Genomic DNA, 24,312 nt, shown 5'->3' on the forward strand with positions numbered 1-24,312 from the left:
GATTAGAATGCCATGAAGAACGGTGTGGTCATTGTCGGCGCGGGTCATGCGGGCGTGCAAGCGGCCGCAAGCTTGCGCGAGGAGGGCTATGACGGACCGGTGATCCTCATCAGTGACGAGAACGAACTGCCCTACCACAAGCCGCCGCTGTCGAAGACCTTCATCAAGGATGCCGAGGCCAAACCGCAACCGCTGCGCGGTGAAGCCTTCTACACTGGCAACGTCATCGACTACCGGCCGGGCGTGAAGATCGAGCGTATCGATGCCGGCCGTCGCAGCCTGGACATCGCCGGTGGCGGCGCTCTTGCCTTCGATCACCTGATTCTGGCGACCGGCTCGCGCCCACGCACCCTGCCGCTGCCCGGCTCGGATCTGTCCGGCGTGCTGTCGCTGCGTTCGCTGGCCGACGCGCGGCTGATCCGCGAGTTGAGCACACAGAGCGACGATGTCGTCATCCTCGGCGGCGGCTTCATCGGGCTGGAAATTGCCGCGACGCTGCGGGCGGCCGGCCGCACGGTAACGGTGGTCGAAGCGCTCGACCGGCTGCTGGGCCGCGCCGTGGCGCCTGTCATGGCGAGCCATGTCCGCCAAAGGCTGGAAGCTATCGGTGTGCGCATCCTTACCGGCACCAGCATTGCCCGGCTCGAAGGCGAAAACGGCCATGTCGTGGTCGCGATCACCTCCGCCGGCGAAAGGCTGCCGGCGCGCATGGTCATCGTCGGCATCGGCGCCGTGCCGAATGTCGAACTGGCGCAGGAAGCAGACCTGGCTGTCGCCAACGGCATCCGCGTCGATCACCAGATGCGTAGCTCGGTGCCTGAGATTCTCGCCATTGGCGACGCCGCTTCCTACCGGCATTGGTTCACCGGCGGCGACGTGCGGCTGGAATCGGTGCAGAACGCCACCGACCAGGCGCGGCTCGCCGCACGCACCATTACCGGCCATGCCGACGCCTATTCGGCGGTGCCGTGGTTCTGGTCCGACATCGGCGACATGAAGCTGCAGATGGTCGGCCTGACCGCCGGCGGCGACAGCCATGTCGTACTGGGCGACCTGCCCGACAACAAATTCTCGATCTATCACTATGCCGGAGACCGGCTGCTCGGCATCGAATCCGTCAACCGCCCAGGCGACCACATGCTTGGTCGCAAGATGCTCGGCGCAGGCTTCTCGCCATCGCCGCAGACGATTTCGACTGGTCCCGAAGGCCTGAAAGCGGCGCTGGCCGCTTTCCTTGAGAACGTGCCCGCCAGAGCGGCTGGGTAACGCTGCGCCCTCCAGGCCGGCGCCCCGCCGATCAGGCGGCGCAGACTTCGCGGATCGAGCTTTCCAGAATGTCGAGCGCCTCGTTCATGACGCCGTCCTGGATGGTGATTGGCGCGAGGAAGCGGATGACGTTGCCATAGACGCCGCAGGTCAAGAGGATCAGGCCCTTGTCGAGTGCCTTCAGCCTGATCGCATTGGCGATCTCGGCCGACGGCAGGCCTTTCTTGACGTCGTTGAACTCGACGGCGTTCATGAAACCGAGGCCTCTGATATCGACGATCTCGGGCACGTCGTCACGGATCGACTGCAGCCGCTGCTTCAGCCTTGCACCCAGCGTGTTGGCGCGGTCGCACAGCTTCTCCTCTTCGATCACATCGAGCACGGCATGCGCGGCGGCGACACCGATCGGGCTGCCGCCATAGGTGCCGCCGAGGCCGCCGGGGCCCGGCGCATCCATGATCTCGGCACGGCCGGTGACCGCGGCCAGCGGGAAGCCGCCGGCCAGGCTTTTCGCCATGGTGGTGATGTCGGCCGCCACCTCATGGTGATCCATGGCAAACATCTTGCCGGTGCGGGCAAAGCCGGTCTGCACTTCGTCGGCAATCAAAAGCATGCCGTGCTGGTCACAGAGCTTGCGCAGCGCGGTCAGGAACTCACGCGGCGCGTCGTAGAAGCCACCCTCGCCCTGCACCGGCTCGATAATGATGGCGGCAACCCGGGCCGGGTCGACATCGGCCTTGAACAGCCGGTCGAGTGCGGCCAGCGAATCGGCGACCGACACACCGTGCAGCGGCACCGGGAACGGCGCATGGTAGACGTCGCCCGGCATGGCGCCGAAGCCGACCTTGTAGGGCACGACCTTGCCGGTCAGCGCCATGCCCATGAAGGTGCGGCCGTGGAAGCCGCCGGCGAAGGCGATGACCGCCGGGCGGCCGGTGGCGTTGCGGGCGATCTTGATGGCGTTCTCGACCGCCTCGGCGCCGGTGGTGACGAAGATCGTCTTCTTCTCGAATTTGCCGGGCAGCATGCCGTTCAGCCGTTCGGCCAGCCGCACATAGCTCTCATAGGGCACCACCTGGTGGCAGGTGTGGGTGAAGCGGTCGAGCTGCGCCTTGACCGCTTCGATCACCTTCGGATGGCGATGACCGGTGTTGACGACGGCGATGCCCGACGAGAAGTCGATGTAGCGGCGGCCTTCGACATCCCAGATCTCCGAGTTTTCAGCCCGGTCCGCGTAGATTTGCGTGGTCATGCCGACGCCGCGCGAGATCGACTGGTTCTTGCGCTCGGAAATGGCTGAATTCTTCATGGGATTCCTCATCGGGCCGGCGCCCGTTCTTGTTTGATGTCGCTGACACGTCTTCTGACCTTATTTCACGTTTTCCTCAAGTCGGCACCGTCAACTGGCGATTGGGCTTGTCGCCCGGAGCCGCCTTAACCAGTCGACCGGTACGCGTACGAGAGAGGTTCCCTTTTCATCGGGATCGATTATCTTTGGACGGCCCACGAGGCTCCGCAGGGGGAGCGTCCTACGCAGGCAGGGGAAGCCATGAGCAGGAACGCGAAATCGTCCGCCTTGCAACCATTGCTCCCCAGCCATTTGCCGTACCGAAACGCCTCGATCCTTGCCTGGGCGATGGCGAGTCTGCTGCTTGCCGGCTGCCAGAAGCAGGAGGCAGCTGAACAGAGGCTGCCGGTGATGGTGCGCACCGAGACAGTCGCGATCGCAGACTTTTCGCCAAGGACCTCGCTGACCGGCGTGATCGCGGCGCGCACGCTGAACAATCTGTCGTTCCGGGTCGGTGGCCGCGTCGCCGAGCGCCTGGTCGATGTCGGCCAGCATGTCGATCAAGGTGCCGTGCTCGCCCGCATCGATCCGCAGGAGCAGGAATCCGATTTGCGCTCGGCACAGGCCGATCTTGACGCCGCGCAGGCACAGCTGACCCAGTCCGCCGCGGCCTTCGAGCGGCAGAAGACGCTGCTTGCCCAGGGTTTTACCACCAGGCGCGACTATGACGCCGCCGACCAGGCGCTGAAGGTGGCGCAAGGTAGTGTCGATGCCGCGCAGAGCGCACTAACCAACGCCCAGCAGAACCTGTCCTTCACCGAGCTCAAGGCGGGTGCCGCCGGCGTCATCACCGCCCGCCAGGTCGAAACTGGACAGGTGGTGCAGGCGGCGCAGACCGTCTTCACCGTCGCCGAGGACGGCGATCGAGACGCGGTGTTCAATGTCCAGGAAACATTGGTCGCCAAAACGGCGCCATCGCCGACGGTGACGATCACGCTGTTGTCGGACCCGCAGGTGAAGGCCGTGGGCAAGGTGCGCGAAGTATCGCCAGCGGTGGATCCGGCTTCGGGCTCGATCCGGGTCAAGGTCGCCATTCCCGACACGCCCGCCGGCATGCCACTGGGAGCGGCTGTCATCGGCTCGGTCAGCGCCAGGCCGGCGAAGGCTATCCTGTTGCCCTGGCAGGCGCTCACCTCCACTGCCGGCAAACCGGCTGTCTGGATCGTCGACCCCTCGACCAAGGCGGTTGCGACGGCGCCGATCGAGGTGCTGGCATTCGAATCGGGCACGGTCGTCATCGCCAGCGGCCTGAACGAAGGCCAAAGCGTCGTTACGGCAGGCGGGCAGTTGCTCAGTCCCGGGCAAACGGTCGAGATATCGGGAGCGGGCCAATGAGAAGGCTGCCGCACCTTGTGCTTGGCCTGTTTGCACTTGGCACGCTCGTGTCCTGCTCGAAGTCCGAGGAAAAGCCGCCCGAGATCATCCGGCCGGTGCTGTCGGTGGTCATCGAGCCGCGCACCACCCAGACCTTCGGCTTTGCCGGCTCGGTCGAGCCGCAGGTCAGTGCCGACCTCGCCTTCCGCCTGCTTGGCCGGGTTGTGTCGCGCGACGTCAATGTCGGCGACATCGTCAGCAAGGGCACGACGATCGCCGCGCTCGACCCGACCGCACTGGAGCTGGCCGTCCAGGCCGCCAAGGCAGAACTCTCCAATGCCGAGGCGCAATTCGCCAACGCCGCAGCCAGCGAAGAACGCCAGCGCCAACTGCTTGCCGCCGCCAACACCACGCAGGCGGTCTTCGATGCCGCGCAGCAGGCGAGGAAAGCGGCGGAGGCCGGCGTCGAACGGGCCAAGGCCTCGCTTGCCAAATCGCAGGAGCAGCTTGGCTACGCCCGGCTGTTCTCGGATTTCGACGGCGTCGTCACCGCCACCGGCGCCGAGGTCGGCCAGACGATCTCGCCTGGCCAGACGGTCGTCACGGTGGCGCGCTCGGACCTGCGCGAGGCGGTGGTCGACATTCCCGACCAGTTGATCGGTGACCTCACGGCCGGCACGCCATTCCAGGTCATCCTGCAATCGCTGCCGACGATCCAGACCGAGGCCAAGCTGCGCGAGATCGCGCCGCAGGCCGAAGGCTCGACCCGCACGCGGCGCGTGCGGCTGACGCTCACCGATCCGCCGCAAGCCTTCCGACTCGGCTCGACAGTGACGGCGACCCGCGTGACCAAGGTTGCGCCGACGATAGAATTGCCCCTGTCGGCACTGCTTGAAAAGGACGGCGTCGACAAGGTGTGGATCGTCGATCCGCAGACATCGAGCGTTAACGCCAAAGATATCAAGGTCGCCGCCAAGGGCGCCGCTACCTTCACCGTCGCCGGAGGGCTGGAAGCCGGTATGCGCGTCGTCACCGCCGGCGTCCACAGCCTGAGCGAAGGCCAAAAGGTCAAAGTGCCGGAGGGCGGCGTCTGATGAAGGGCTTCAATCTCTCCGACTGGGCGCTCAGCCACCGCTCCATGGTCTGGTACTTCATGCTGGTCTTCGTGGTGGCCGGCATCTTCTCCTACCTCAATCTCGGTCGTGAGGAAGACCCCAACTTCACCATCAAGACGATGATCATCCAGGCAAATTGGCCGGGCGCGTCGGTCAAGGAGACCGGGCAGCAGGTGACCGACCGCATAGAGAAGAAGCTCGAGGAACTCGACAGCCTCGACTTCACCAGATCCGTCACCACCGCCGGCCAGACCGTCATCTTCGTCAACCTGAAGGACACCACCAAGGCGCGCGATGTCGTGCCGAACTGGATTCAGGTGCGCAACATGGTCAACGACATCCGGACGCAGTTTCCGCAAGGCGTGCAGGGACCGTTCTTCAACGACCGCTTCGGCGATGTCTTCGGCAACATCTATGCCTTCACGTCGGACGGGCTGACGCCGCGCCAGCTGCGCGACTATGTCGAGGACGTCCGCACCAAAATCCTGACCGTGCCGAATGCTGGCAAGGTCGATCTCGTCGGCGCGCAGGACGAGGCGATCTATCTCGAATTCTCGACCCGCCAGATCGCCGCCCTTGGCCTCAACCAGCAAGCGATCGTTGCCAGCCTGCAAGCGCAAAACGCGATCACGCCGTCCGGTGTCATCGAGTCCGGGCCGGAGCGCATCAGCGTGCGCGTCGGTGGCCAGTTCACTTCCGAAGAGAGTCTGCGTGCCATCAATCTGCGCGTCAACGACCGCTTCTTCCGGCTGAGCGACGTGGCGACGATCACGCGCGGCTATGTCGATCCGCCGACCGCGCTGTTCCGCTTCAATGGCCAGGATGCCATCGCGCTCGCCATCGGCATGAAGCCCAACGCCAATCTGCTGCAGTTCGGCGAGGCGCTGCACACGGAGATGAACAAGGTGCTGGCCGACCTGCCGGTAGGCGTCGGTGTGCATCTGGTCGCGGACCAGCCCGTCATCGTCGAGGAGGCCGTCTCGGGCTTCACGCGCGCGCTGTTCGAGGCGGTCGCCATCGTGCTCGCGGTGTCCTTCATCAGCCTAGGCATGCGCGCCGGCTTCGTCGTGGCGCTGTCGATCCCGCTGGTGCTGGCCATCACCTTCACGGTCATGGCCTATCTCGGCATCTCGCTGCAGCGCATCTCGCTGGGGGCGCTGATCATTGCGCTCGGTCTCCTGGTCGACGACGCGATGATCGCGGTCGAGATGATGGTGGCGCGGCTTGAGGTCGGCGACAATCTGCGCAAAGCAGCGACTTACGTCTACACATCGACTGCCTTCCCAATGCTGACCGGCACGCTGGTGACGGTCGCCGGCTTTATCCCGATCGGCCTCAACAACAGCGCCGCCGGCGAATACACCTTCACACTGTTCGTCGTCATCGCCGTATCGCTTCTGGTATCATGGATCGTGGCAGTGCTGTTTGCGCCGCTACTCGGCGTCACAATTCTTCCGGCGACGATGAAGACAAAGCACCACGACCAGCCGGGCCGCTTCACGTCACTGTTCCGGCGCGTGCTACTCGGCTCTGTGCGGCATCACTGGCTGACCATCATCGCCACCGTGCTGTTGTTTGCCGGCTCGATAGCCGGCTTCGGCCTCGTCCAGCAGCAGTTCTTTCCGCCTTCTGACCGGCCGGAGCTGATCGTCGACTGGAACCTGCCGCAAAACTCATCGATCACCGAGACGCGGGACCAGATCGAGCGTTTCGAAGGGCGCGCGCTGGCCAGCAACCCCGACATCGACCATTTCAGCTCCTATATCGGCCAGGGCGCGGTGCGTTTCCTGCTCGCCTTCGACGTGCAACCGGCCAATCCGTATTTCGGCCAGACGGTCATCGTCACCAAGAGCATCGAGGCGCGCAACCGGCTGAAGCCGCAACTGGAGAAGCTGCTGCGCGAGGAGTTCGTCGGTACCGATGCCTTCGTCAAGCCGCTCGAGCTCGGGCCACCGGTCGGCCGCCCGGTGCAGTACCGCGTCGGCGGACCCGACATCCAGACGGTGCGCGGCCTGGCGCAGCAATTCGCCGGCCTCATCTCGACCAATCCGAAGCTTGCCGCGCCAACCTTCGACTGGAACGAGCCGCAGCGTGTGCTGAGGGTCGACGTGCTGCAGGACAAGGCGCGCCAGCTCGGCATCACCTCCTCCGATATCGCCAGCGCGCTGAACAGCACGGTCGGCGGCGCCACCATCACCCAGGTGCGCGACGCCACCTATCTGATCAACGTCGTGGCGCGCTCACGCGATGCCGAACGCGGCTCGATCAGGACACTGCAGAACATGCAGCTGCCGACCAGCACCGGCGAGGCGATCCCGCTCGCGGCGGTGGCCAACTTCCGCTACGAGCTGGAGCAGCCGACGGTGTGGCGGCGTAACCGCATTCCGACGATCACCGTGCGCGCCGGATTGGTCGGCGACACGCTGCCAGCGACCGTGGTCAATGAACTGAAGCCAGCCGTCGATGCCTTCATCGCCAAAATGCCGCCGGGCTATTCGGTTGAGACCGCAGGCTCGGTCGAGGAAAGCGCTAAAAGCCAGGGACCGATCGCCGCCGTCGTGCCGCTGATGCTGTTCGTCATGGCGACCATCCTGATGGTGCAGCTGCAGAGCTTCCAGCGCCTGTTCCTGGTCGTTGCTGTGGCGCCGCTCGGCCTGATCGGCGTGGTGGCCGCACTGGTGCCTAGCGGCGCGCCGCTCGGCTTCGTCGCCATCCTCGGTGTGCTGGCGCTGATCGGCATCCTGATCCGCAACTCGGTCATCCTGATCGTGCAGATCGAGGACCTCGTCACCGAAGGCAAGGACCGCTGGGCGGCGGTGATCGAGGCGACCGAGCACCGCATGCGGCCGATTGCGCTGACGGCAGCAGCCGCGAGCCTCGCGCTGATCCCGATCGCGCGGGAGGTGTTCTGGGGACCGATGGCCTATGCCATGATGGGCGGCATCATCGCCGGCACCGCAATCACACTGCTGTTCCTGCCGGCGCTTTATGTGGCGTGGTTTCGGATCAAGGAGCCGAAGCAGAGGCAGGAAAGCGAAGGCGCGCACGGGGAAACAGTGGCGGAAGGTGGGGCAGCCTGAGACGGAAATCTCGAGTTACGCCGCGATCCGTCACACCCCCTCTGGCCTGCCGGCCATCTCCCCCGCAAGGGGGGATGGGCAGCTTCGGCACCCCGCTTACCCCCGCAATTGCGGCGATTGGCGAAGGCGGCTGAGCGCTCAATCTCCCCCTTGCGGGGGAGATGTCCGGCAGGACAGAGGGGGGTGGGAAGGAACGCAAAGTAAGCGATAGAAATTACGCCCTTACAAACCCATCGCTCGCCCTGAGCAGATTGCGCGTATAATCCTTCGTCACGCGGCGCTCGACAAGGTCGGCCGCCGCAAGATTCTCCACCGCCTCGCCGCTTTGCATCACCATCAGCCGCTCGCACATGTGGGTGATGATGGCGAGGTCGTGGCTGACCATCAGGAAGGTCAGCTTGCGCCGTCGGCGGACCTCTTCCAAAAGGTTGAGCACTTCCGCCTGCACCGAGGCGTCGAGCGCCGAGGTCGGCTCGTCGAGCAGCAGGATCGACGGTTCGAGGATCAGGGCGCGCGCGATCGCCACGCGCTGGCGCTGGCCGCCCGACAATTGATGCGAGTAGCGGAAGCGAAAGCCGTTGCCGAGGCCAACCTCGTCGAGCGCCCGCTGGATGCGCTTTTCGCCGTCGGCAAAGCCATGAATGGCAAGCGGCTCCTGCAAGAGACGGTCGACGGTCTGGCGCGGGTGCAGCGAGCCGTACGGATCCTGGAAGACCATCTGCACCTCACGGTAAAAGGCCTTGTCACGGCGTGCGCCAAGCTTCTTGCCATTGACGGTGATGCTGCCCGAAGCGACCGGCGCAAGGCCGGCGATGGCTCGCAGCAGCGTCGATTTGCCGGAGCCGGATTCGCCGACCAGACCGAAGGATTCGCCCGGCTGCACGTCGAGGCTGACGCCCTTCAGCGCGCGAAAGCGGTCGAAGATCACTTCCAGCCTGTCGACGGCAATCGCTGCTGTCATGCCGCCCACTCCGGCTTGCGGTCGAGCACCGGCAGCGGGTGACGGTGGGCGCCGATCTTGGGCATGCAGTTGAGCAGGCCGCGCGTATAGGGATGCTGGGCACGGCCGAGTTCGGACGCCTTGAGCTGCTCGACCACCTTGCCGGCATACATGACGATGACACGGTCGCAGAAGGACGAAACCAGACGCAGATCGTGCGAGATGAAGATCAGCCCCATGCCGCGCTCGCTGACCAGCCGGTCGAGAATGCCGAGCACGTCGAGCTGCACGGTGACGTCGAGCGCCGAGGTCGGCTCGTCGGCGATCATCATTTCCGGTCCGGCGATCAGCATCATGGCGATCATGGCACGCTGGCCCATGCCGCCGGACACTTCATGCGGGTGCAGGTCGAAGACACGGCCCGGGTCGCGTATCTGCACCGCCTCCAGCATTGCCAGCGCGCGGTCGCGCGCCTCGGCCTTGCCGACCTTTTCATGCGTGCGCAGCGTCTCGACGATCTGGCGGCCGATGCTCATAACCGGGTCGAGCGAATATTTCGGGTCCTGCAGGATCATGGCGATGCGTTTTCCGCGCAGCGCGCGGCGTTCGCGTGGCGAGACGCTGAGCAGGTCGATGCCGTCGAAGGCAAGCTTGTTCGCCGATATCCGAGCCTGCGGCGGCGTCAGCCCCATGATGGCGCGGCCGGTCTGCGATTTGCCCGAACCGGATTCACCGACAATGCCAAGCCGTTCGCGGCCGAGCGAAAAAGACACGCCGCGCACCGCCTCGATCAGCCCAGTGCGGGTCGGGAAGGTGACGCGCAGGTCCTCGACGTCGAGAAGCGTGCTCATTGGTCACCGCTCCTGGGATCAAGCGCGTCGCGAAGGCCGTCGCCGAGCAGGTTGAAGCCAAGGCTGACGATCAGGATGGCGAAGCCCGGCGCACCGGCCACCCACCATTGATCGAGCACGAAGCGGCGTCCGGACGCGATCATCGTGCCCCATTCCGGCAGCGGCGGCTGCGCGCCGAGGCCGAGGAAGCCGAGACCGGCGGCAGTCAGGATGATGCCGGCCATATCGAGCGTCACCCTGACGATCAGCGAGGAGATGCAGAGCGGCATGATGTGGCGCAGCACGATGCGGAAGGGCGAAGCGCCCATCAGTTGCACCGCCTTGATGTAATCGGAATTGCGCACGGTCAGAGTTTCGGCACGCGCGATACGCGCATAGGGCGGCCACGAGGTGATGGCGATCGCCAGCACCGCATTCTCGATGCCGGGGCCCAAGGCCGCGACAAAGGCCAGCGCCAGGATCAGCTTAGGGAAAGCGAGGAAGATGTCGGTGATGCGCATCAGGATCGCATCGGTCCAGCCGCCGGCATAGCCGGCGACGGTGCCGACCAGCAGGCCGATCGGTGCGGCGATGATGGCAACCAGGATGACCACGTAGAGCGTCCAGCGCGAGCCGTAGAGAATGCGCGAGAGGATATCGCGGCCAAGGTCATCGGTGCCGAACCAGTGCTCGGCGCTCGGCGCCAGCAGGCGCGAGCCCTTGAGGTCGCCGAATGTCGGCGAATAGGGCGCCAGCACGCCGGCAAGGGCGGCAACGACCAGCAGGGCAATGATGATCAGCAGGCCGAGAAACGCCAGCCGGTTGGCGGAAAAACGCCGCCACGCCACATAGGCGCGGCCAAGCCTCGCCTGCATGCGCGACGCTGGCCGCTCGCTGAGCAGCCAGTCGCGACGGCTCTGGATGGCGTCGGCGCTCATGCAGACTTCGTCCTCGGATCGAGCACCCGGTAGAGAAGGTCGGAGAGAAGGTTGATGGCGATGAACACCGAGCCGATGACGATGGTGCCGCCGAGCACGGCGTTCATGTCGGCATTCTGCAGCGAGTTGGTGATGTAGAGGCCGATGCCCGGCCAGGAAAACACGGTCTCGGTCAGCACCGAGCCTTCGAGCAGCCCGGCGTAGGAAAGCGCAATCACCGTCACCATCGGCACCGCGGCGTTGCGCAGGGCGTGGCCCCAGATGATGCGGGTTTCCGACAGGCCCTTGGCGCGCGCCGCGACGATGTATTCCTGCGCCAGCTCGTTGAGCATGAACGAGCGCGTCATGCGGCTGATATAGGCGAGCGAAAAATAGCCGAGCAGCGAGGCCGGCAAGATGATGTGGCGGAAGGCATCATAGAAAACATCCCACTGCCCCTGCCACAGGGAATCCAGCAGATAGAAGCCGGTGATCGGCGTGAAAGTGTATTCGTAGACGACGTCGAGCCGTGCCGGGAAGGCGACCCATTGCAGCTTGGCGTAGAACAGCACCAGCGCCAGCAGCCCGAGCCAGAAGATCGGCACGGAATAACCGATCAGGCCGATGATGCGCACGATCTGGTCGATGAGACTGCCGCGCCTGACCGCGGCCAGCACGCCGAGCGGCACGCCGAACAGCGCACCGATCAGTGTTCCCAGCGTCGCCAGTTCCGTCGTTGCCGGAAGGGCGCGGCGAATATCGGTCATGACAGGATTGGTGGTCAGCACGGAGGTGCCGAAATCACCGTGCAGTGCACTTTTCACATAGATGTAGAACTGCTCGACCAGTGGCAGGTCGAGGCCCATCTCGCGGCGCGTGCGTTCGACGACATCGGCCGGCGCCCGATCGCCGAGCACCGCCAGCACGGGGTCGATCGGGATGACACGGCCGATGAAGAAGGTGACCGCGAGCAGACCAAGATAGGTCGTGATCGCGATGACCAGGAAACGGCCGAGCGATGATGCAAGGGCGGCGGCGCGGGCGCTGCCGCGCCCGCCCTCGTTTTCAATCGCGCTCATGCTGCGCGTCCGTCGGCGTTATTCCTTGGAAACCGGCCCGACGAAGTTGCTGTCGAAGCTCGGGCCGAGTGCAAAGCCCTTGAGGTTCTTGCGCAGGCCGGCCACTTCCAGCTGCTGGTGGATGATGACGAAGGGGCTGGTGTCGAGGATCTTCTTCTCGAGATCCTTGTACATATCGGCGCGCTTGCCTGCATCCTTCTCGAGCAGAGCCGCTTCCGTCTCCTTGGTCAGGTCCGGAATGTCCCAGGAGTTGCGCCAGGCAAGCGTATGGGACTTGCCGGCGTCCGAATTGTCGGGATTCGAGGCGAAGGTCTGGGCATTGGAGTTCGGATCGAAGTAATCCTGGCCCCACTGGCCGATATAGATGTCGTGATTGCGGGCGCGGTATTTGGTCAGCGTCTGTTTGCCATCGCCGGGGATGATCTCCAGTTTGATGCCGGCCTGACCGAGCGTCTGCTGGATCGATTCGGCCATGCCTGTCTCCGGCTGTTTGCTGCGCACGTCCATGGTTACGCTGAAGCCGTCCGGCATACCGGCCTTGGCCAACAGTTCCTTGGCCTTGGCGACGTCGAGCTTGAAGGGATTCTCGTCGAGTTCACCGAGCACGCCCTTCGGCAGGAAGGTCTGGTGGATCTCGCCGATGCCCTTGAGGATGGTCGAGCCCAAGGCATCATAGTCGACCAGGTATTTGAAGGCCTGGCGCACTTCGGGCTTGGCGAGGTTCGGGTTCTTCTGGTTGAGGCTGATGTAATAGACCGTACCCTTCGGCGCGCTGGTGGTGGTCAAATCGGCATTCTTGGCGATGGCGTCGAGGTCGTTCGGCTCGAGATTGCGGGCAACGTCGATGTCGCCGGCTTCAAGCGCCAGGCGCTGTGCCGAGCTTTCCTTCATGTTGCGATAGATGATGCGGGCCAGCTTAGCCTTTTCGCCGTAGTAATTGTCGTTGCGCTCCATGACGACGGCTTCGTTGGCGCGCCATTCGCGCAGCTTGTAGACGCCGGAGCCGGCATAGCCGGTCTTCAGCCAGGCATTGCCGAAGTCGTTGTCCCATTTGTAGTCGGCGCTGGGTGTGACTGCAGCGACATGTTCCTTGACCAGCTTGGCGTCGACCACCGAAGCGACGGTTGCCGACAGACAGTTCAAGACGAAGCTCGGCGCATAGCCCTTGTCGACGGTGAACTGGAAGGTGGTGTCGTCGACGGCCCTGGCCTTTTCGGTGACGTTGTCGCCGCTGATGCCGAACTGGCCGATGATGAAGGCCGGGCTCTTGTCCAGCTTGACGGCGCGTTCGAAGGAATAGGCGACGTCGGCCGCGGTGATCGGATTGCCCGAGGCAAATTTCAGGCCGGGCTTGAGCTTGAAGGTATAGGTGAAGCCATCATCGGAGACGGTCCAGCTTTCGGCGAGGTCGCCCTTGACCTTGGAGGTGTCGCTGAGGTCGAGACGGACAAGCAGATCGTAGGTGTTGCCGGTGACCTCGGCGGTCGACAGTTCGAACGCCTCGCCCGGATCCATGGAGATGATGTCGTCGATTGCGAAACCTTCGACCAGCGTGTCGGCGGGGGTGACCGCGCCCGCTGGCGCGCCAGCCAGAAGCAGCGCGGACATGGCGGCACCCGCGAGCAAGGTGCGCGAGCGTAGAGCAAACTTTTCCATCATCATAGTGACTGTTCCCTGTTTTGTTGACCTGAGTTCCCGGCTCAGAATTGCACTATTCTTTTCGGGGCCGACAATGGCCCTCTGCCCACTTACCGTCGTGGTTTTTGTCCAGTTGGTCAACACCATATCCGGCGGCTTTCAAGCCGGCAACGAGCATTTGCAAGACAGCTTATTGGACCAGAATGGGCTGGGGCTAGTCGACGCACGCGCCGGCTAATTGATGCCGCCAATCGGGAAAAATCTGCCAATATCGGAGCTACTTCAGCACTGCGACCAGCCCGGCATCAGGAAAGCAGGTAGCGGCCTGACCATTCTTGGCCTGCCATTTGCCGATCGAGCGGCGGGTCTTGAAGCCGGGCAGGCCGTCGGCGCTGCCGACATCATAGCCCTTGGCCTCCAGCGCCCGCTGCAAAGCGGCGATGTCCGACCGGTAAAGCCCGCCGACCGCGCCCCAACTGCCGGCAAAATTGCTGTCGCCATAGGCGATGCGATCGGCGCCATGGCCGATGAACAGCGCGTAGAGGTCACTGGTGTTGTATTCTTTCAGCACGTAGAAATTGGGTGTGGCGATGAAGGCGGGCCCGCTGCGCCCGGCCGGCATCAAGAGGAAGCCTTCGGCTTTCAGCTCGCTCGCCGGAAACGGCTTTCCGCCAACGCGCTTGATGCCCATTGCCGTCCACTCAGAAATCTTCTTGCCCTGGTCCGGGCCTTCGAGCGAACAGGAGACCGTCTCCGGCACGGTCACCTCGAAACCCCAGCCTCGGCCCCTCACCCAGCCATAGTGGACGAGATAGTTGGCGATCGAGGCCAGCACGTCCGGCGTCGAGTTCCAGATGTCGACGCGGCCGTCGCCGTCGAAATCGACGGCATGTTTCAGGAACGAGGTCGGCATGAATTGCGGCTGGCCGAGCGCACCGGCCCAGGATGATTTCATTGCGCCGACCGGGGCCAGCCCGCGCTCGACGATTTCCAGCGCGGCCAAAAGCTCCGTGCGGAAGAAGTCCTTCTTGGTCGACATGAACGCCTTGGTGCCCAGCACCTCGAAGGCATCGTAGGGCATTTTTGCCGCGCCAAAGCCGGTCTCGCGGCCCCAGATCGCCAGCAGCACTTCGCCCGGCACGCCATAGCGCTTTTCGATGGCGGCAATAGTCCTGGCATTGGCCACCTCGCGCGCCCGGCCGCCGGCCGTCACGGCACCAATCGTCTTCTCGGCGAAATAGGCGCCGGGCGAGCCGAATTCGGCCTGGTGCTGTTTTTGCGGCGTGGTCGCCTTCTCGCCCGGCTTCACCAGGTCAGGCAGCTTCAGATTGGGCTTGATGCCATCGAAAGCGGCATCGAATGTTTTCTTGGAAATGCCTTTCACCTTGGCTTCGGGCCACAGGTCGTTTTGCAGCCAGGAGCGGAATTGGTCGTCGATCTTTGCGGCTGAGGCGGAGGCTGAAGCGCCCAAGGCCATAAGGATTGCGAGGAAAATCGCAATGGCCAGTTCATAGAGGGGGGAGCGAAGGAATGCAGTCATCTCAGGAGCAATCCTTCTCCGCCAATTGCGTCAAAACGCCGTCCGCGAGCGCAGTGCGGCGGCCAGCGTGCCTTCATCGAGATAGTCGAGCTCGCCACCGACCGGCACGCCATGCGCAAGGCGTGTCACCTTGATGTCGAAGCCGGATAGCTGATCGGTGAGGTAATGGGCGGTGGTCTGGCCCTCGACCGTCGCGTTGACGGCGAGGATGATCTCCCTGACCTCGCCGCCGGCGACGCGGTCGATCAGCGAGCGGATGTTGAGCTGGTCGGGACCTATGCCGTCGAGCGGTGACAGCGTGCCGCCGAGCACGTGATAGCGCACATTCATCGCCGCCGCCCGCTCCAGCGCCCACAGGTCGGAGACGTCCTCGACGACGATGATGGTGCCGGCGTCACGGCGCGGATCGGTGCAGATCATGCAAGGGTCCGCCGTATCGACATTGCCGCAGGTCGAGCAGATGCGCACCTTGTCGGCCGCCTCGGCCATGGCGGCCGCGAGCGGCGACAACAGCTGCTCCTTCTTCTTGATCAGATGCAGTGCGGCGCGCCTTGCCGAACGGGGACCCAGCCCCGGCACCTTGGCCAGGAGCTGGATCAGGCGTTCGATCTCGGGACCGGCGATTCGCTTGGACATCGCTCTGATCTAGGATTTTTCAGAGCGCTTTGGAACATCCCGCGTCCGCATGACCCGCCACATTGTCATGGCGGACCCATGGAATACAGATCAGTTGGTTTCGAGCGGCCGGCTCTGGCTGGCGATCATCGCGCCGATGGCATCGGTGTTCTCAGGCGTCGACTGGAACCCCATCGCCGCCTCTTGCGGCGCGTTCGGAACCGAGGAGATGACCGGCTTGGCCAGAGTTCCGCCAAAACGGGCGGCATCCGGTTCTTCCATCGGCTCCTGCATCGCCACCACCGTCGGCTCCGCCGAGGCGCGTATGGATTTCGCGGTCGGCACCGCCGCGGCGGTCACATAGGTTTGTTGGACAGGCGCGGACCGAGCGGTTGCCGGCTTGGCCGGACGCACTGGCTCGGCGGAAGCGACAAGCGTCACCGGTGCGGCTGGCGTCACCGGTGCGGCTGGCTTCTCGGGCGCCGCCGAGGCAATGGCGACCTGCGGCTCGTCCGGCAGCGGCTGCCAGTTGCGGCCACGCTTCTCGTAGAAGGCGTTGCCGCCGGCAACCATGGTGTAATGCATGTTCTTGTAGGGGAAACGCAGCCCGGCGGTGTGGAAATACATCGTGTTCTTCAGCTTGGCCTTGCGCTCGCCCTTGAGCACGGCGTCGGCGGCCGCTTCGACATCGGGCATCGCCCGCGAATTCATCCGCCGGGTCATGACGCCGGGCGCGAACTGCCCAGGCTCGCCCACCACCTCGCAGATGGTGCTGCCGTGGTTGCCGGAGCGCAGTCGGTTCATCACCACCGTGCCGACCGCGATCATGCCGTCACGACTCGACCGGTTGGACTCGAAGAACATCGCCCGTTCCAGGCATTCCTTGTCCTTTGGCGTGTGGCTGTAAGACCGGGAGCTCAGGAAACTCGGCGTGATGGCGTCGGTCAGGCTGGCGACGGACATGCCGTGCGAAGTGGTCTGGCTGCAGGCAGCCAAAAACAAGGGTGAAATGACGGCGCCGAGCAACAGCGGCGTCTTCCATCGCGTGACAATCAACAGGTAACCCTCATTTCGATGCCCGCCCCCAGGCTGCGGCAAGAATGAGACACTTTCAGGCAAAATGATGGCTAAAACGTTATTGGTAAGGCGCTGTTGCCAAATTGGCACAGTTGCGTGGCTTATTCAGGCTATCGCCCGGCCGCCATCGCGGCCGGCTGGCCAGGTTCAACCTCTTCGACTTTCTCCGAAAACAGGCCGCGCCTGAGGAACAGCGCCAGCGCGTCCCTGGCCGTCGGCGCGATCTTTCCCGGCCAGTCGCTTTCGATGAATTCGGCCTTGGTGAAGTCCGGATTTGTCTCGCAGGCCGCCTCCAGAAATTCGGCGATCTCCAGCACGATCACGCGCTCGTCCTTCGACAGCGCCGACGTGCCGGCCTCGATCGACGGGCGATGCACGTAATCCTCGAACAGGTCGAAGTAGCCCTTGATGCCGACAAGATCGACGCCGGCATCGCAATCGGCCAGAATTTCCAGGATCTCGTAGATCCTGCTGCGGACACGCTGCTCGATCAGTCTTTCGGAGGGCTCTTCGATCATGGGCGTAGTGCCATCGAATGCTAGAAGGGCAGTTTCATTCCTGGCGGGATCGGCAGGCCGGCGGTCAGCGCCTTGGTCTTTTCCTGCATGATCTGCTCGACCTTGGTCTTGGCGTCATTGTGCGCGGCCAGCACCAGGTCCTCCAGGATCTCGACATCCTCTTCCTTGAACAGGGACGGATCGATCTTCAGCGACTTCATCTCGAATTTTCCAGTCAGCGTCACGTTGACCAGGCCGCCGCCGGCCTGGCCGGACGCTTCCAGCGTGGCGATCTCGTCCTGCATCGCCTGGAATTTGGCCTGCATTTCCTTCGCCTTGCCCATCAAGCCGAGAAGATCTTTCATGGTCGGGTCCTTTGCGGATTCGTGCTGTGGTCAGGTTTCGTCGTCGTCCGCCGGCGGCTCGACCGGCACTTCGGCCTCGGTCGAATCGGCTTCCGGCACGTCGGGAATGCGCACGTCAATGATCTTGGCGCCGGGGAAACGCGCCAGAATGGCGGCTACGGTGGGATCGCTCTTGGCATCGAGGAAGGCGGTCTCGCGCTTGGTCGATTCCATTTCGGCGAGCGTCTGGCCACCCTCTTCCTTCGACAGCGAGACCAGCCAGCTGCGGCCGGTCCAGGCGCGCAGTTTCGTCGTCAGGTCGTTGAGCAGCATCTTGGGCGCATCGGCGGTCAGACCGACGTCGATGCGGCCGGGCTCGATGCGCACAAGACGGATACAGCTCTTGACCAGCACCTTGAAGGCGATGTCACGCTGGGCGTCGGCAAGGGCAACGATGTCGGCGAGCGATTTCAGCGGTACTTGCTGCGTCTCCGCCACCGGTTGCGGGGGCGCGACGAAAGCAGCGGGCGCAGGCGTAGCCTCGACCAGCCGCATGGTCTGTGCGCCGCCTGGTCCGGATGGCATGCGGGTCTGTGCAACCGCGCTGGTGCCGCCACCATTGCCGGAACCCGTGGGCGCGCCGTTGGGGCGCGACGCGCTATTTTGAACCGGCGCTGTACCCTCAAGCGATCTCAACGCCTCGTCCAGCGTCGGCAGGTCGGCGGCGTGCGCCAGCCGGATCAGCACCATCTCGGCGGCGCTCACCGGCCGGTTGGAGGACTGCACCTCGGGGATGCCCTTAAGCAGCATCTGCCATGTCCGCGACAGCACCCTGACCGACAGCGTCCTGGCGAAATCCGCGCCGCGTTGCCGCTCGTCCTGCGACAGCGCAGCGTCGTCGACAGCCGACGGCACGAAGCGCAGCCGGGTGACGAGGTGGTTGAACTCGGCAAGATCGGTCAGCACGGCAGCCGGATCCGCGCCAGTGTCGTACTGGGCGCGGAATTCCCCAAGAGCGGCGGCCACATCGCCCTTCATCACATGTTCGAACAGGTCGACGATGCGGGCGCGGTCGGCCAGCCCCAGCATCGCCCGCACCGCGTCGGCGCTCACGGAGCCCGCGCCATGGGCGATCGCCTGGTCGAGGATGGAGAGCGAATCACGGGCCGAGCCTTCGGCGGCGCGGGCGATCATCGCCAGCGCGTCGTCGTCGACCGAAATGCCTTCCTTGGCCGAGATCGAGGAGAGATGCGCGACCAGCGCGCTGGCGTCGATGCGCCTGAGGTCGAAGCGCTGGCAGCGCGACAGGACGGTGATCGGAACCTTGCGGATTTCGGTTGTGGCGAAGATGAACTTGACGTGCGGCGGCGGCTCTTCCAGCGTCTTCAGCAGGCCGTTGAAGGCCTGTGTGGAAAGCATGTGCACTTCGTCGATGATATAGACCTTGTAGCGGGCCGAGACCGGTGCGTAGCGCACGCGCTCGATGATATCCCTGATGTCGTCGATGCCGGTGTGCGAGGCGGCATCCATCTCGATGACGTCGACGTGACGGCCTTCCATGATCGCCTGGCAATGCTCGCCGAGCACGGCAAGGTCGACCGACGGCTGATCAACGGTCGGGGTTTTATAGTTCAGGGCCCGCGCGAGTATGCGCGCCGTCGTGGTCTTGCCGACGCCGCGCACGCCGGTCAGCATCCAGGCCTGGGCAATGCGGCCGGTGGCAAAGGCGTTGGTGAGGGTGCGCACCATCGGCTCCTGGCCGACCAACTCGGAGAAGTTCGAAGGACGGTACTTGCGGGCCAGCACGCGATAGGCGGCGGCCTTTTCCGTTCCCGAATTTCCGGCTTCGCTCATTCGCCCGTAAAGCTCCAAAGGGCCGCGCCCGAAGGCGGCCTATTTCTGCGCATAGTCTCGCCCGCGCAGCAATGCGTCGTCAATGTCGCGAGAGGAGCCGATGAGGTGGGAGGCTGGAACAATGACCCGTTCCGGGCTCGTTAGGGCTGCTTCCTTCCGGACCTGACCCGGTTGGCGAGTGGATCGTCCACCACCAACCTCCCACCGTCCATATCGGCAATTCGGCGATGAAATGCAAGTGCGCAGGCGAATCGGCATCACGAACCGTGGCGGATCAATGATTCGCTTGCAGCGCTGTTGCTGCCGCTTTAGCGTTCATGAGTTTGAGGAAACCAAGAAAAGCAAGGGAAACGCCGATGCTGCCGGGCCTGAAGGCCGGATTCACGCTGGACGCCCGGCTGGAGGCGGACAGCGAGCAATTGATGTGGCTTGGGCTGTGCGAATTGCGGGTGATGAACGACCGGCGCTGGCCATGGCTGCTGCTGGTGCCGCAGCGGCCGGGCGCGGAGGAAATCCACGACATGACGCCGCTCGACCAGGCAATGCTGACCTTCGAGACCAATATGGTGGCGCAGGCGCTGAAGAAAGCGACCGGTTGCGCCAAGATCAACACCGGTGCCCTCGGCAACATCGTGCGCCAATTGCACATCCATGTCATCGCGCGTTCGGAGGGCGATCCAGGCTGGCCGGGCCCGGTGTGGGGACATGGCCTGCGTGAGCCCTATCAGCGTTCCGACCTGCGCCGGTTTGCCGAAACGATAAGGGCGGCGCTATAAGCCTTCCCCGTGTCCATCCCAAAGCATCAGAGTCCGCATGAGCTTCCGCCTGTTTGACGCGCCGCTGCGCGAGCCGAGCCAGTTCGTCGGCTTTGCCGGCAACACCATCGACCGGCAATCCGAAAACCGCGCCGACGATTCCGTCGACAAGGCGCTGGCCGATCCGACGACGCGGCTGCTGTTGATGAATGGCGGCCGGCTCTATCTGAAGCTCGGCGATGGTGGCGGTCTCGACCCCTGGTTCGGCGCCGCCGAGAGCGAGCCCTTCAAGGTTTCCTTCGCGCATGGCGTCCTGCTCGGCTTTTCCGAACAAGGACCCGTGCTGGCGATACCAGCCGGCGTCGACGCCGAACATTTGCCCGAGACCATCAAGGCGATCGACTACCGCTCGGTCTACATGCAAGGGCTGATCGATGAGGTGGCCGCCGGCGCGATGGCGCAAGGTGCTGCCCTGCTCGCCTGGCATGCAAGCCATCGTTTCTGCAGCAAATGCGGCGCCGAATCACAGATGCGGGCCGGCGGCTACAAGCGGCATTGCCCAAATTGCGGCACCGAGCATTTTCCGCGCACCGACCCGGTGGCGATCATGCTGACGGCGACGCGGGACAAATGCCTGCTCGGGCGCGGCCGGCATTTCGGGCCGGGTATGTACTCGGCCCTTGCCGGTTTCATCGAGCCGGGCGAGACGATCGAAGCCGCGGTGCGCCGCGAGACGCTGGAGGAGGCCGGCATCAGGCTTGGCCGCGTCGTCTACCACGCCAGCCAGCCCTGGCCGTTTCCCTATTCGCTGATGATCGGCTGCTTCGGCGAGCCGCTCAACGACGACATCCAGGCCGACCTCAACGAGCTTGAAGACTGCCGCTGGTTTGCCCGTGACGAGGTTCGTTTGATGCTGACCCGGGAACATCCCGGCAATCTGGTCACGCCACCGAAAGGCGCCATTGCACATCACCTCATCCGCGCCTGGGTCGACAGCGAATGATGGCAGCCAACACTGAAAGACATTGCAGGAGCAGAAAATGATCCGTCATACCGTCGTGTTCACGCTGAAGCATTCGCCACATTCGCTGGAGGAAAAGAGGTTCCTGGTCGACGCCAAGAAAATCCTGTCGGCGATCAGGGGTGTCACACATTTCGAACAGCTGCGGCAGATCAGCCCCAAGAACGATTATCGCTTCGGCTTCTCGATGGAGTTCGCCGACCAGGCCGCCTACAACAGATACAACGACCATCCCGACCACGTCGCCTTCGTGCGCGACCGCTGGGTGCCGGAAGTCGAGGGGTTCATGGAGATCGACTACGTGCCGCTGGGCGCGGTGATTTAGGGTGTGTTGAGATTCAGGTAATGCCGGCCTGCAAACGGCGGGTTCCTGCGCTTCCGGTGCTCACGTACGAAAAGTACGCTCCGCTCCGGTTCTCAGATCCCACCGTTTTCGGCTCGGCCTGACCTGAATCTCAACACACCCTAGTCAGCCACCTTCCACTGCTCGCGCGACTCGCTGGCCGGATAGACACCCAGGATTCGCACTTCGCGGGAGAAGAAACGAAGCTCGTCCAGTGCCAGCTTGACCAGCGGATCGTCGGGATGGCCCTCGATGTCGGCATAAAACAGCGTCGCCGTGAAGGCGCCGAGCTGGTAGCTCTCCAGCTTGGTCATGTTGATGCCGTTGGTGGCGAAGCCGCCCATGGCCTTGTAAAGCGCGGCCGGCACGTTGCGGACGCGGAAGATGAAGGTCGTCATCATCTTGGTGTCGGCTGACGGGCGTTCGGCCCATTGCTTGTTCTTGGTCAGAACGACAAAGCGGGTGACGTTGGAATCGGTGTCCTCGACATTTTCCTCGATGATGTCGAGCCCATAGAGCGTCGCGGCCAGCGCCGGTGCCAGCGCCGCCATTGTGCGATCCTTGATCTCGGAGACCAGCTTGGCCGCACCCGCCGTATCGCCAGCGACCACCGCCTTCCAGCCGTTCTTGCGGATGTATTTGCGGCACTGGCCAAGCGCGTGGATGTGGCTGTGCACGGTCTTGATCTCGTCGCGCTTGACGCCGGGCAGCACCATCAGCTGGAAGTGGATCGGCAGGAAATATTCGCCGACGATGTGCAGCTTCGATTCCGGCAACAAATGATGGATGTCTGCGACGCGCCCGGCGATGGTGTTCTCGATCGGGATCATGGCGAGATCGGCCTTGCCCGTCTCGACCGCGTTGAACGCATCCTCGAAGGTCGGGCACGGCAACGGCTCCATCGAGGGATAGACGTTGCGGCTGGCGGTGTCGGAATTGGCGCCCGGCTCGCCCTGGAAGGATATTCTGTTGGTCTTTTCAGGCATGCCCAAGTCTCGATTCAAAGTGTCTCTGTTCGAAGGGATTCTTCAGTGTGAAAGGATGGTTCTGGCGCGTTCGAGGTCTTCGGGCGTGTCGACGCCAAGCGGCAGCGAGCGCACGATCTCGGCGTCGATGCGCATGCCGGCTTCCAGCGCCCGCAGCTGTTCCAGCCTTTCGCGCCGTTCGAGCGGCGACGGCTTCAGCGCGACGAAGCGCTCGAGTGCGGCGCGGCGATAGGCATAGAGGCCGACATGGTGATAAAGCGCGCCCTCGCCCCACGGCGCGGTGGCGCGGGTGAAATAGAGCGCCCTCAGCCTGGTGCCGGAGAGCGGCGAACCGACGATCTTGACGACGTTGGGATTGGTCTTTTCCTCGTCGCGGACGATCTCGACGCCGAGCGTGGCGATATCCACCGCACTGTCCTCGAACGGCCTGAGCGACGCGGCGATGATTTCCGGGTCGATTGTCGGCAAATCGCCTTGCACATTGACGATCGTTTCGACCTTGCGCCTGGGATCAAGCGCAACCAAAGCCTCGTGGATGCGATCGGAGCCGGATTCGTGGTCCACGCGCGTCATCACGGCCTCGAACCCATACGCGCGCACCGCTTCCGCCACGCTTTGCGTGTCGGTCGCCACCACCACCCGGCCGAGGCCGGCCTCGGCGGCGCGGCGGGCGACATGGACGATCATCGGCGCGCCGGCGATGTCGGCCAGCGGCTTGCCCGGCAGGCGGGTCGAGGCCATGCGGGCCGGGATCAGGATCAGCGTGGACATGCGCGTTGCAAGGCGTCTCAAAAGGGGAAGGGAAAAGTGGCAAAAGGTCTCACTGGAAGCGCCCTTATAGGTGTTGCAACGCCCGAGCAAAAGACCTAGTTTCCGCCCGATTTGACCGCCTTCGCAGGGTGGTCACGATACCGACGGACGGAGTGGACGGTTCGGTCCGCCGGAAAAGGGAGCAAGGGGCGTATGGATTCCAACGAAGTCAACAAGCTGCTCGCCGGATTGCTGGGAACCGTTTTCGTGGTCTTCTCGGTCGGTCTTGTGTCCGATGCGCTGTTTGCCTCGCCGGCCCCGGAAAAACCCGGTTTCGCCATCGAAGCCACCGAGCCCGCCGAAGGCGGCCCGGCCGCTCCGGCTGCCGCAGCCAAGCCGATCGCCGACCTGCTGGCAACCGCCAATGTCGAAGCGGGCGCTGCCGTGTTCAAGAAATGCCAGGCCTGCCATTCCGGCGAAAAGGGCGGCCCCAACAAGGTCGGCCCCGATCTGTGGGACCTGATCGACCGCCCGGTCGCAGAGCATGAAGGCTTTGCCTATTCGGCCGGCATGAAGGAATTCTCCAAGGGCGGCACCGAGAAGTGGACCTACGACAACATCAACCACTTCATCACCTCGCCGAAGAAATTCGTGAAGGGCACGGCCATGGGCTTCGCCGGCCTGCCCAAGGACGAGGACCGCGCCAACGTCATCGCCTATCTGCGCACGCTGTCTGACAATCCCAAGCCGCTGCCGGCGCCAGGGGCTGCCGCCGATGCGACCGCACCGGCCAAGCCTGCCGATGCAGCTGCCCCGGCGAAGCCGGCTGAGGCTGCTGCTCCCGCCAAGCCGGCGGCACCCGCGGCTCCGGCTGCGCCAGCTCCGGCCGCACCAGCACCGGCGCCTGCCCAATAAACAAATTGTCACCTCGACGATCTTGAAAAAGCCGGGTTCAGCCCGGCTTTTTTGTTAGGAAAGGCGCATATGCAGCGACAAAGCCGCG

General features: G+C 64.1%; 22 protein-coding genes and 1 other RNA gene. 8 read left to right on the top strand and 15 right to left on the bottom strand.

What is annotated here, in order from left to right; genetic code table 11:
* Positions 1-12 precede the first annotated feature (12 nt).
* On the top strand, positions 13-1,266 hold the full coding sequence (locus ACFFNA_RS04365) for an NAD(P)/FAD-dependent oxidoreductase (RefSeq protein ID WP_378915882.1): 1,254 nt from the start codon (positions 13-15) through the stop codon (positions 1,264-1,266).
* 31 nt (positions 1,267-1,297) lie between these two features.
* Here the strand turns inward: ACFFNA_RS04365 and ACFFNA_RS04370 are convergent, their stop codons facing one another.
* The gene (locus tag ACFFNA_RS04370) at positions 1,298-2,575 is read right to left on the bottom strand and encodes a 4-aminobutyrate--2-oxoglutarate transaminase (RefSeq protein ID WP_378915884.1); all 1,278 of its coding nucleotides are present in this window, start codon (positions 2,573-2,575) and stop codon (positions 1,298-1,300) included.
* A gap of 240 nt (positions 2,576-2,815) precedes the next feature.
* Between ACFFNA_RS04370 and ACFFNA_RS04375 the strand changes: the two genes are divergently transcribed.
* The 3 genes from ACFFNA_RS04375 to ACFFNA_RS04385 are packed head-to-tail and all read left to right on the top strand — an operon-like array spanning position 2,816 to position 8,123.
* Positions 2,816-3,949 carry an efflux RND transporter periplasmic adaptor subunit gene (locus ACFFNA_RS04375; RefSeq protein ID WP_378915886.1) on the top strand — a complete coding sequence of 378 codons (1,134 nt, stop codon included), beginning with the start codon at positions 2,816-2,818 and terminating at the stop codon, positions 3,947-3,949.
* Positions 3,946-5,022, top strand: a complete 1,077-nt coding sequence (locus tag ACFFNA_RS04380) for an efflux RND transporter periplasmic adaptor subunit (protein ID WP_378915888.1) — start codon at positions 3,946-3,948, stop codon at positions 5,020-5,022. The genes ACFFNA_RS04375 and ACFFNA_RS04380 overlap by 4 nt, the downstream gene beginning before the upstream one ends.
* A complete protein-coding gene (locus tag ACFFNA_RS04385) occupies positions 5,022-8,123 on the top strand; it encodes an efflux RND transporter permease subunit (protein WP_378915890.1) in 3,102 nt (1,033 codons plus the stop codon). Before ACFFNA_RS04380 ends, ACFFNA_RS04385 begins: the two co-directional genes overlap by 1 nt.
* A 214-nt stretch (positions 8,124-8,337) precedes the next feature.
* On the opposite strand, the gene ACFFNA_RS04390 is transcribed toward ACFFNA_RS04385, so the two are convergent.
* The 12 genes from ACFFNA_RS04390 to ffs all read right to left on the bottom strand — a co-directional run bounded on the left by ACFFNA_RS04390 (position 8,338) and on the right by ffs (position 19,656).
* Positions 8,338-9,084, bottom strand: a complete 747-nt coding sequence (locus ACFFNA_RS04390) for an ABC transporter ATP-binding protein (protein WP_111545385.1) — start codon at positions 9,082-9,084, stop codon at positions 8,338-8,340.
* Entirely contained in the window at positions 9,081-9,914 is an 834-nt protein-coding gene (locus tag ACFFNA_RS04395) for an ABC transporter ATP-binding protein (protein ID WP_378915893.1), read from the bottom strand. The genes ACFFNA_RS04390 and ACFFNA_RS04395 overlap by 4 nt, the downstream gene beginning before the upstream one ends.
* Positions 9,911-10,831, bottom strand: a complete 921-nt coding sequence (gene nikC / locus ACFFNA_RS04400) for a nickel transporter permease (protein WP_111544709.1) — start codon at positions 10,829-10,831, stop codon at positions 9,911-9,913. The genes ACFFNA_RS04395 and nikC overlap by 4 nt, the downstream gene beginning before the upstream one ends.
* On the bottom strand, positions 10,828-11,889 hold the full coding sequence (locus ACFFNA_RS04405) for an ABC transporter permease (protein WP_111544710.1): 1,062 nt from the start codon (positions 11,887-11,889) through the stop codon (positions 10,828-10,830). Before ACFFNA_RS04405 ends, nikC begins: the two co-directional genes overlap by 4 nt.
* An 18-nt stretch (positions 11,890-11,907) precedes the next feature.
* Positions 11,908-13,551, bottom strand: a complete 1,644-nt coding sequence (locus ACFFNA_RS04410) for an ABC transporter substrate-binding protein (RefSeq protein ID WP_378915895.1) — start codon at positions 13,549-13,551, stop codon at positions 11,908-11,910.
* Positions 13,552-13,804: 253 nt separating this feature from the next.
* On the bottom strand, positions 13,805-15,067 hold the full coding sequence (locus tag ACFFNA_RS04415) for a lytic murein transglycosylase (protein WP_378915897.1): 1,263 nt from the start codon (positions 15,065-15,067) through the stop codon (positions 13,805-13,807).
* 30 nt (positions 15,068-15,097) lie between these two features.
* Entirely contained in the window at positions 15,098-15,703 is a 606-nt protein-coding gene (gene recR, locus ACFFNA_RS04420) for a recombination mediator RecR (RefSeq protein WP_378915900.1), read from the bottom strand.
* Between the two features lie 90 nt (positions 15,704-15,793).
* Positions 15,794-16,738, bottom strand: coding sequence for a cell wall hydrolase (locus tag ACFFNA_RS04425; RefSeq protein WP_378915902.1), 945 nt, complete (start codon positions 16,736-16,738; stop codon positions 15,794-15,796).
* A gap of 131 nt (positions 16,739-16,869) precedes the next feature.
* Positions 16,870-17,277 carry a hypothetical protein gene (locus ACFFNA_RS04430; protein ID WP_111544715.1) on the bottom strand — a complete coding sequence of 136 codons (408 nt, stop codon included), beginning with the start codon at positions 17,275-17,277 and terminating at the stop codon, positions 16,870-16,872.
* A gap of 20 nt (positions 17,278-17,297) precedes the next feature.
* Positions 17,298-17,621 carry a YbaB/EbfC family nucleoid-associated protein gene (locus ACFFNA_RS04435; protein ID WP_111544716.1) on the bottom strand — a complete coding sequence of 108 codons (324 nt, stop codon included), beginning with the start codon at positions 17,619-17,621 and terminating at the stop codon, positions 17,298-17,300.
* Between the two features lie 30 nt (positions 17,622-17,651).
* Complete coding sequence (locus tag ACFFNA_RS04440; protein ID WP_378915905.1) at positions 17,652-19,454, bottom strand: DNA polymerase III subunit gamma/tau; 1,803 nt, start codon at positions 19,452-19,454, stop codon at positions 17,652-17,654.
* A 105-nt stretch (positions 19,455-19,559) separates the two neighbouring features.
* Positions 19,560-19,656, bottom strand: an RNA gene (gene ffs / locus ACFFNA_RS04445) — signal recognition particle sRNA small type.
* 154 nt (positions 19,657-19,810) lie between these two features.
* Between ffs and ACFFNA_RS04450 the strand changes: the two genes are divergently transcribed.
* Genes ACFFNA_RS04450 through ACFFNA_RS04460 form a run of 3 tightly spaced genes read left to right on the top strand, consistent with a single transcriptional unit; the run spans position 19,811 to position 21,555 of the window.
* A complete protein-coding gene (locus tag ACFFNA_RS04450) occupies positions 19,811-20,230 on the top strand; it encodes an HIT domain-containing protein (protein WP_378915908.1) in 420 nt (139 codons plus the stop codon).
* A gap of 37 nt (positions 20,231-20,267) precedes the next feature.
* Entirely contained in the window at positions 20,268-21,212 is a 945-nt protein-coding gene (nudC, locus tag ACFFNA_RS04455) for an NAD(+) diphosphatase (protein ID WP_378915911.1), read from the top strand.
* Between the two features lie 37 nt (positions 21,213-21,249).
* The gene (locus ACFFNA_RS04460) at positions 21,250-21,555 is read left to right on the top strand and encodes a Dabb family protein (protein WP_378915913.1); all 306 of its coding nucleotides are present in this window, start codon (positions 21,250-21,252) and stop codon (positions 21,553-21,555) included.
* Positions 21,556-21,695: 140 nt separating this feature from the next.
* Here the strand turns inward: ACFFNA_RS04460 and ACFFNA_RS04465 are convergent, their stop codons facing one another.
* Positions 21,696-22,559, bottom strand: coding sequence for a prephenate dehydratase (locus ACFFNA_RS04465; RefSeq protein WP_258591584.1), 864 nt, complete (start codon positions 22,557-22,559; stop codon positions 21,696-21,698).
* Between the two features lie 42 nt (positions 22,560-22,601).
* Positions 22,602-23,330, bottom strand: a complete 729-nt coding sequence (locus ACFFNA_RS04470; protein WP_378915916.1) for a 3-deoxy-manno-octulosonate cytidylyltransferase — start codon at positions 23,328-23,330, stop codon at positions 22,602-22,604.
* 192 nt (positions 23,331-23,522) lie between these two features.
* Here ACFFNA_RS04470 and ACFFNA_RS04475 point away from each other — a divergent pair, with 192 nt between their 5' ends.
* On the top strand, positions 23,523-24,224 hold the full coding sequence (locus ACFFNA_RS04475; protein ID WP_378915917.1) for a c-type cytochrome: 702 nt from the start codon (positions 23,523-23,525) through the stop codon (positions 24,222-24,224).
* Positions 24,225-24,312: the final 88 nt, after the last annotated feature.

The organism is Mesorhizobium kowhaii, from assembly GCF_042431665.1.
GTDB classification, from domain to species: Bacteria; Pseudomonadota; Alphaproteobacteria; order Rhizobiales; family Rhizobiaceae; genus Mesorhizobium; species Mesorhizobium kowhaii.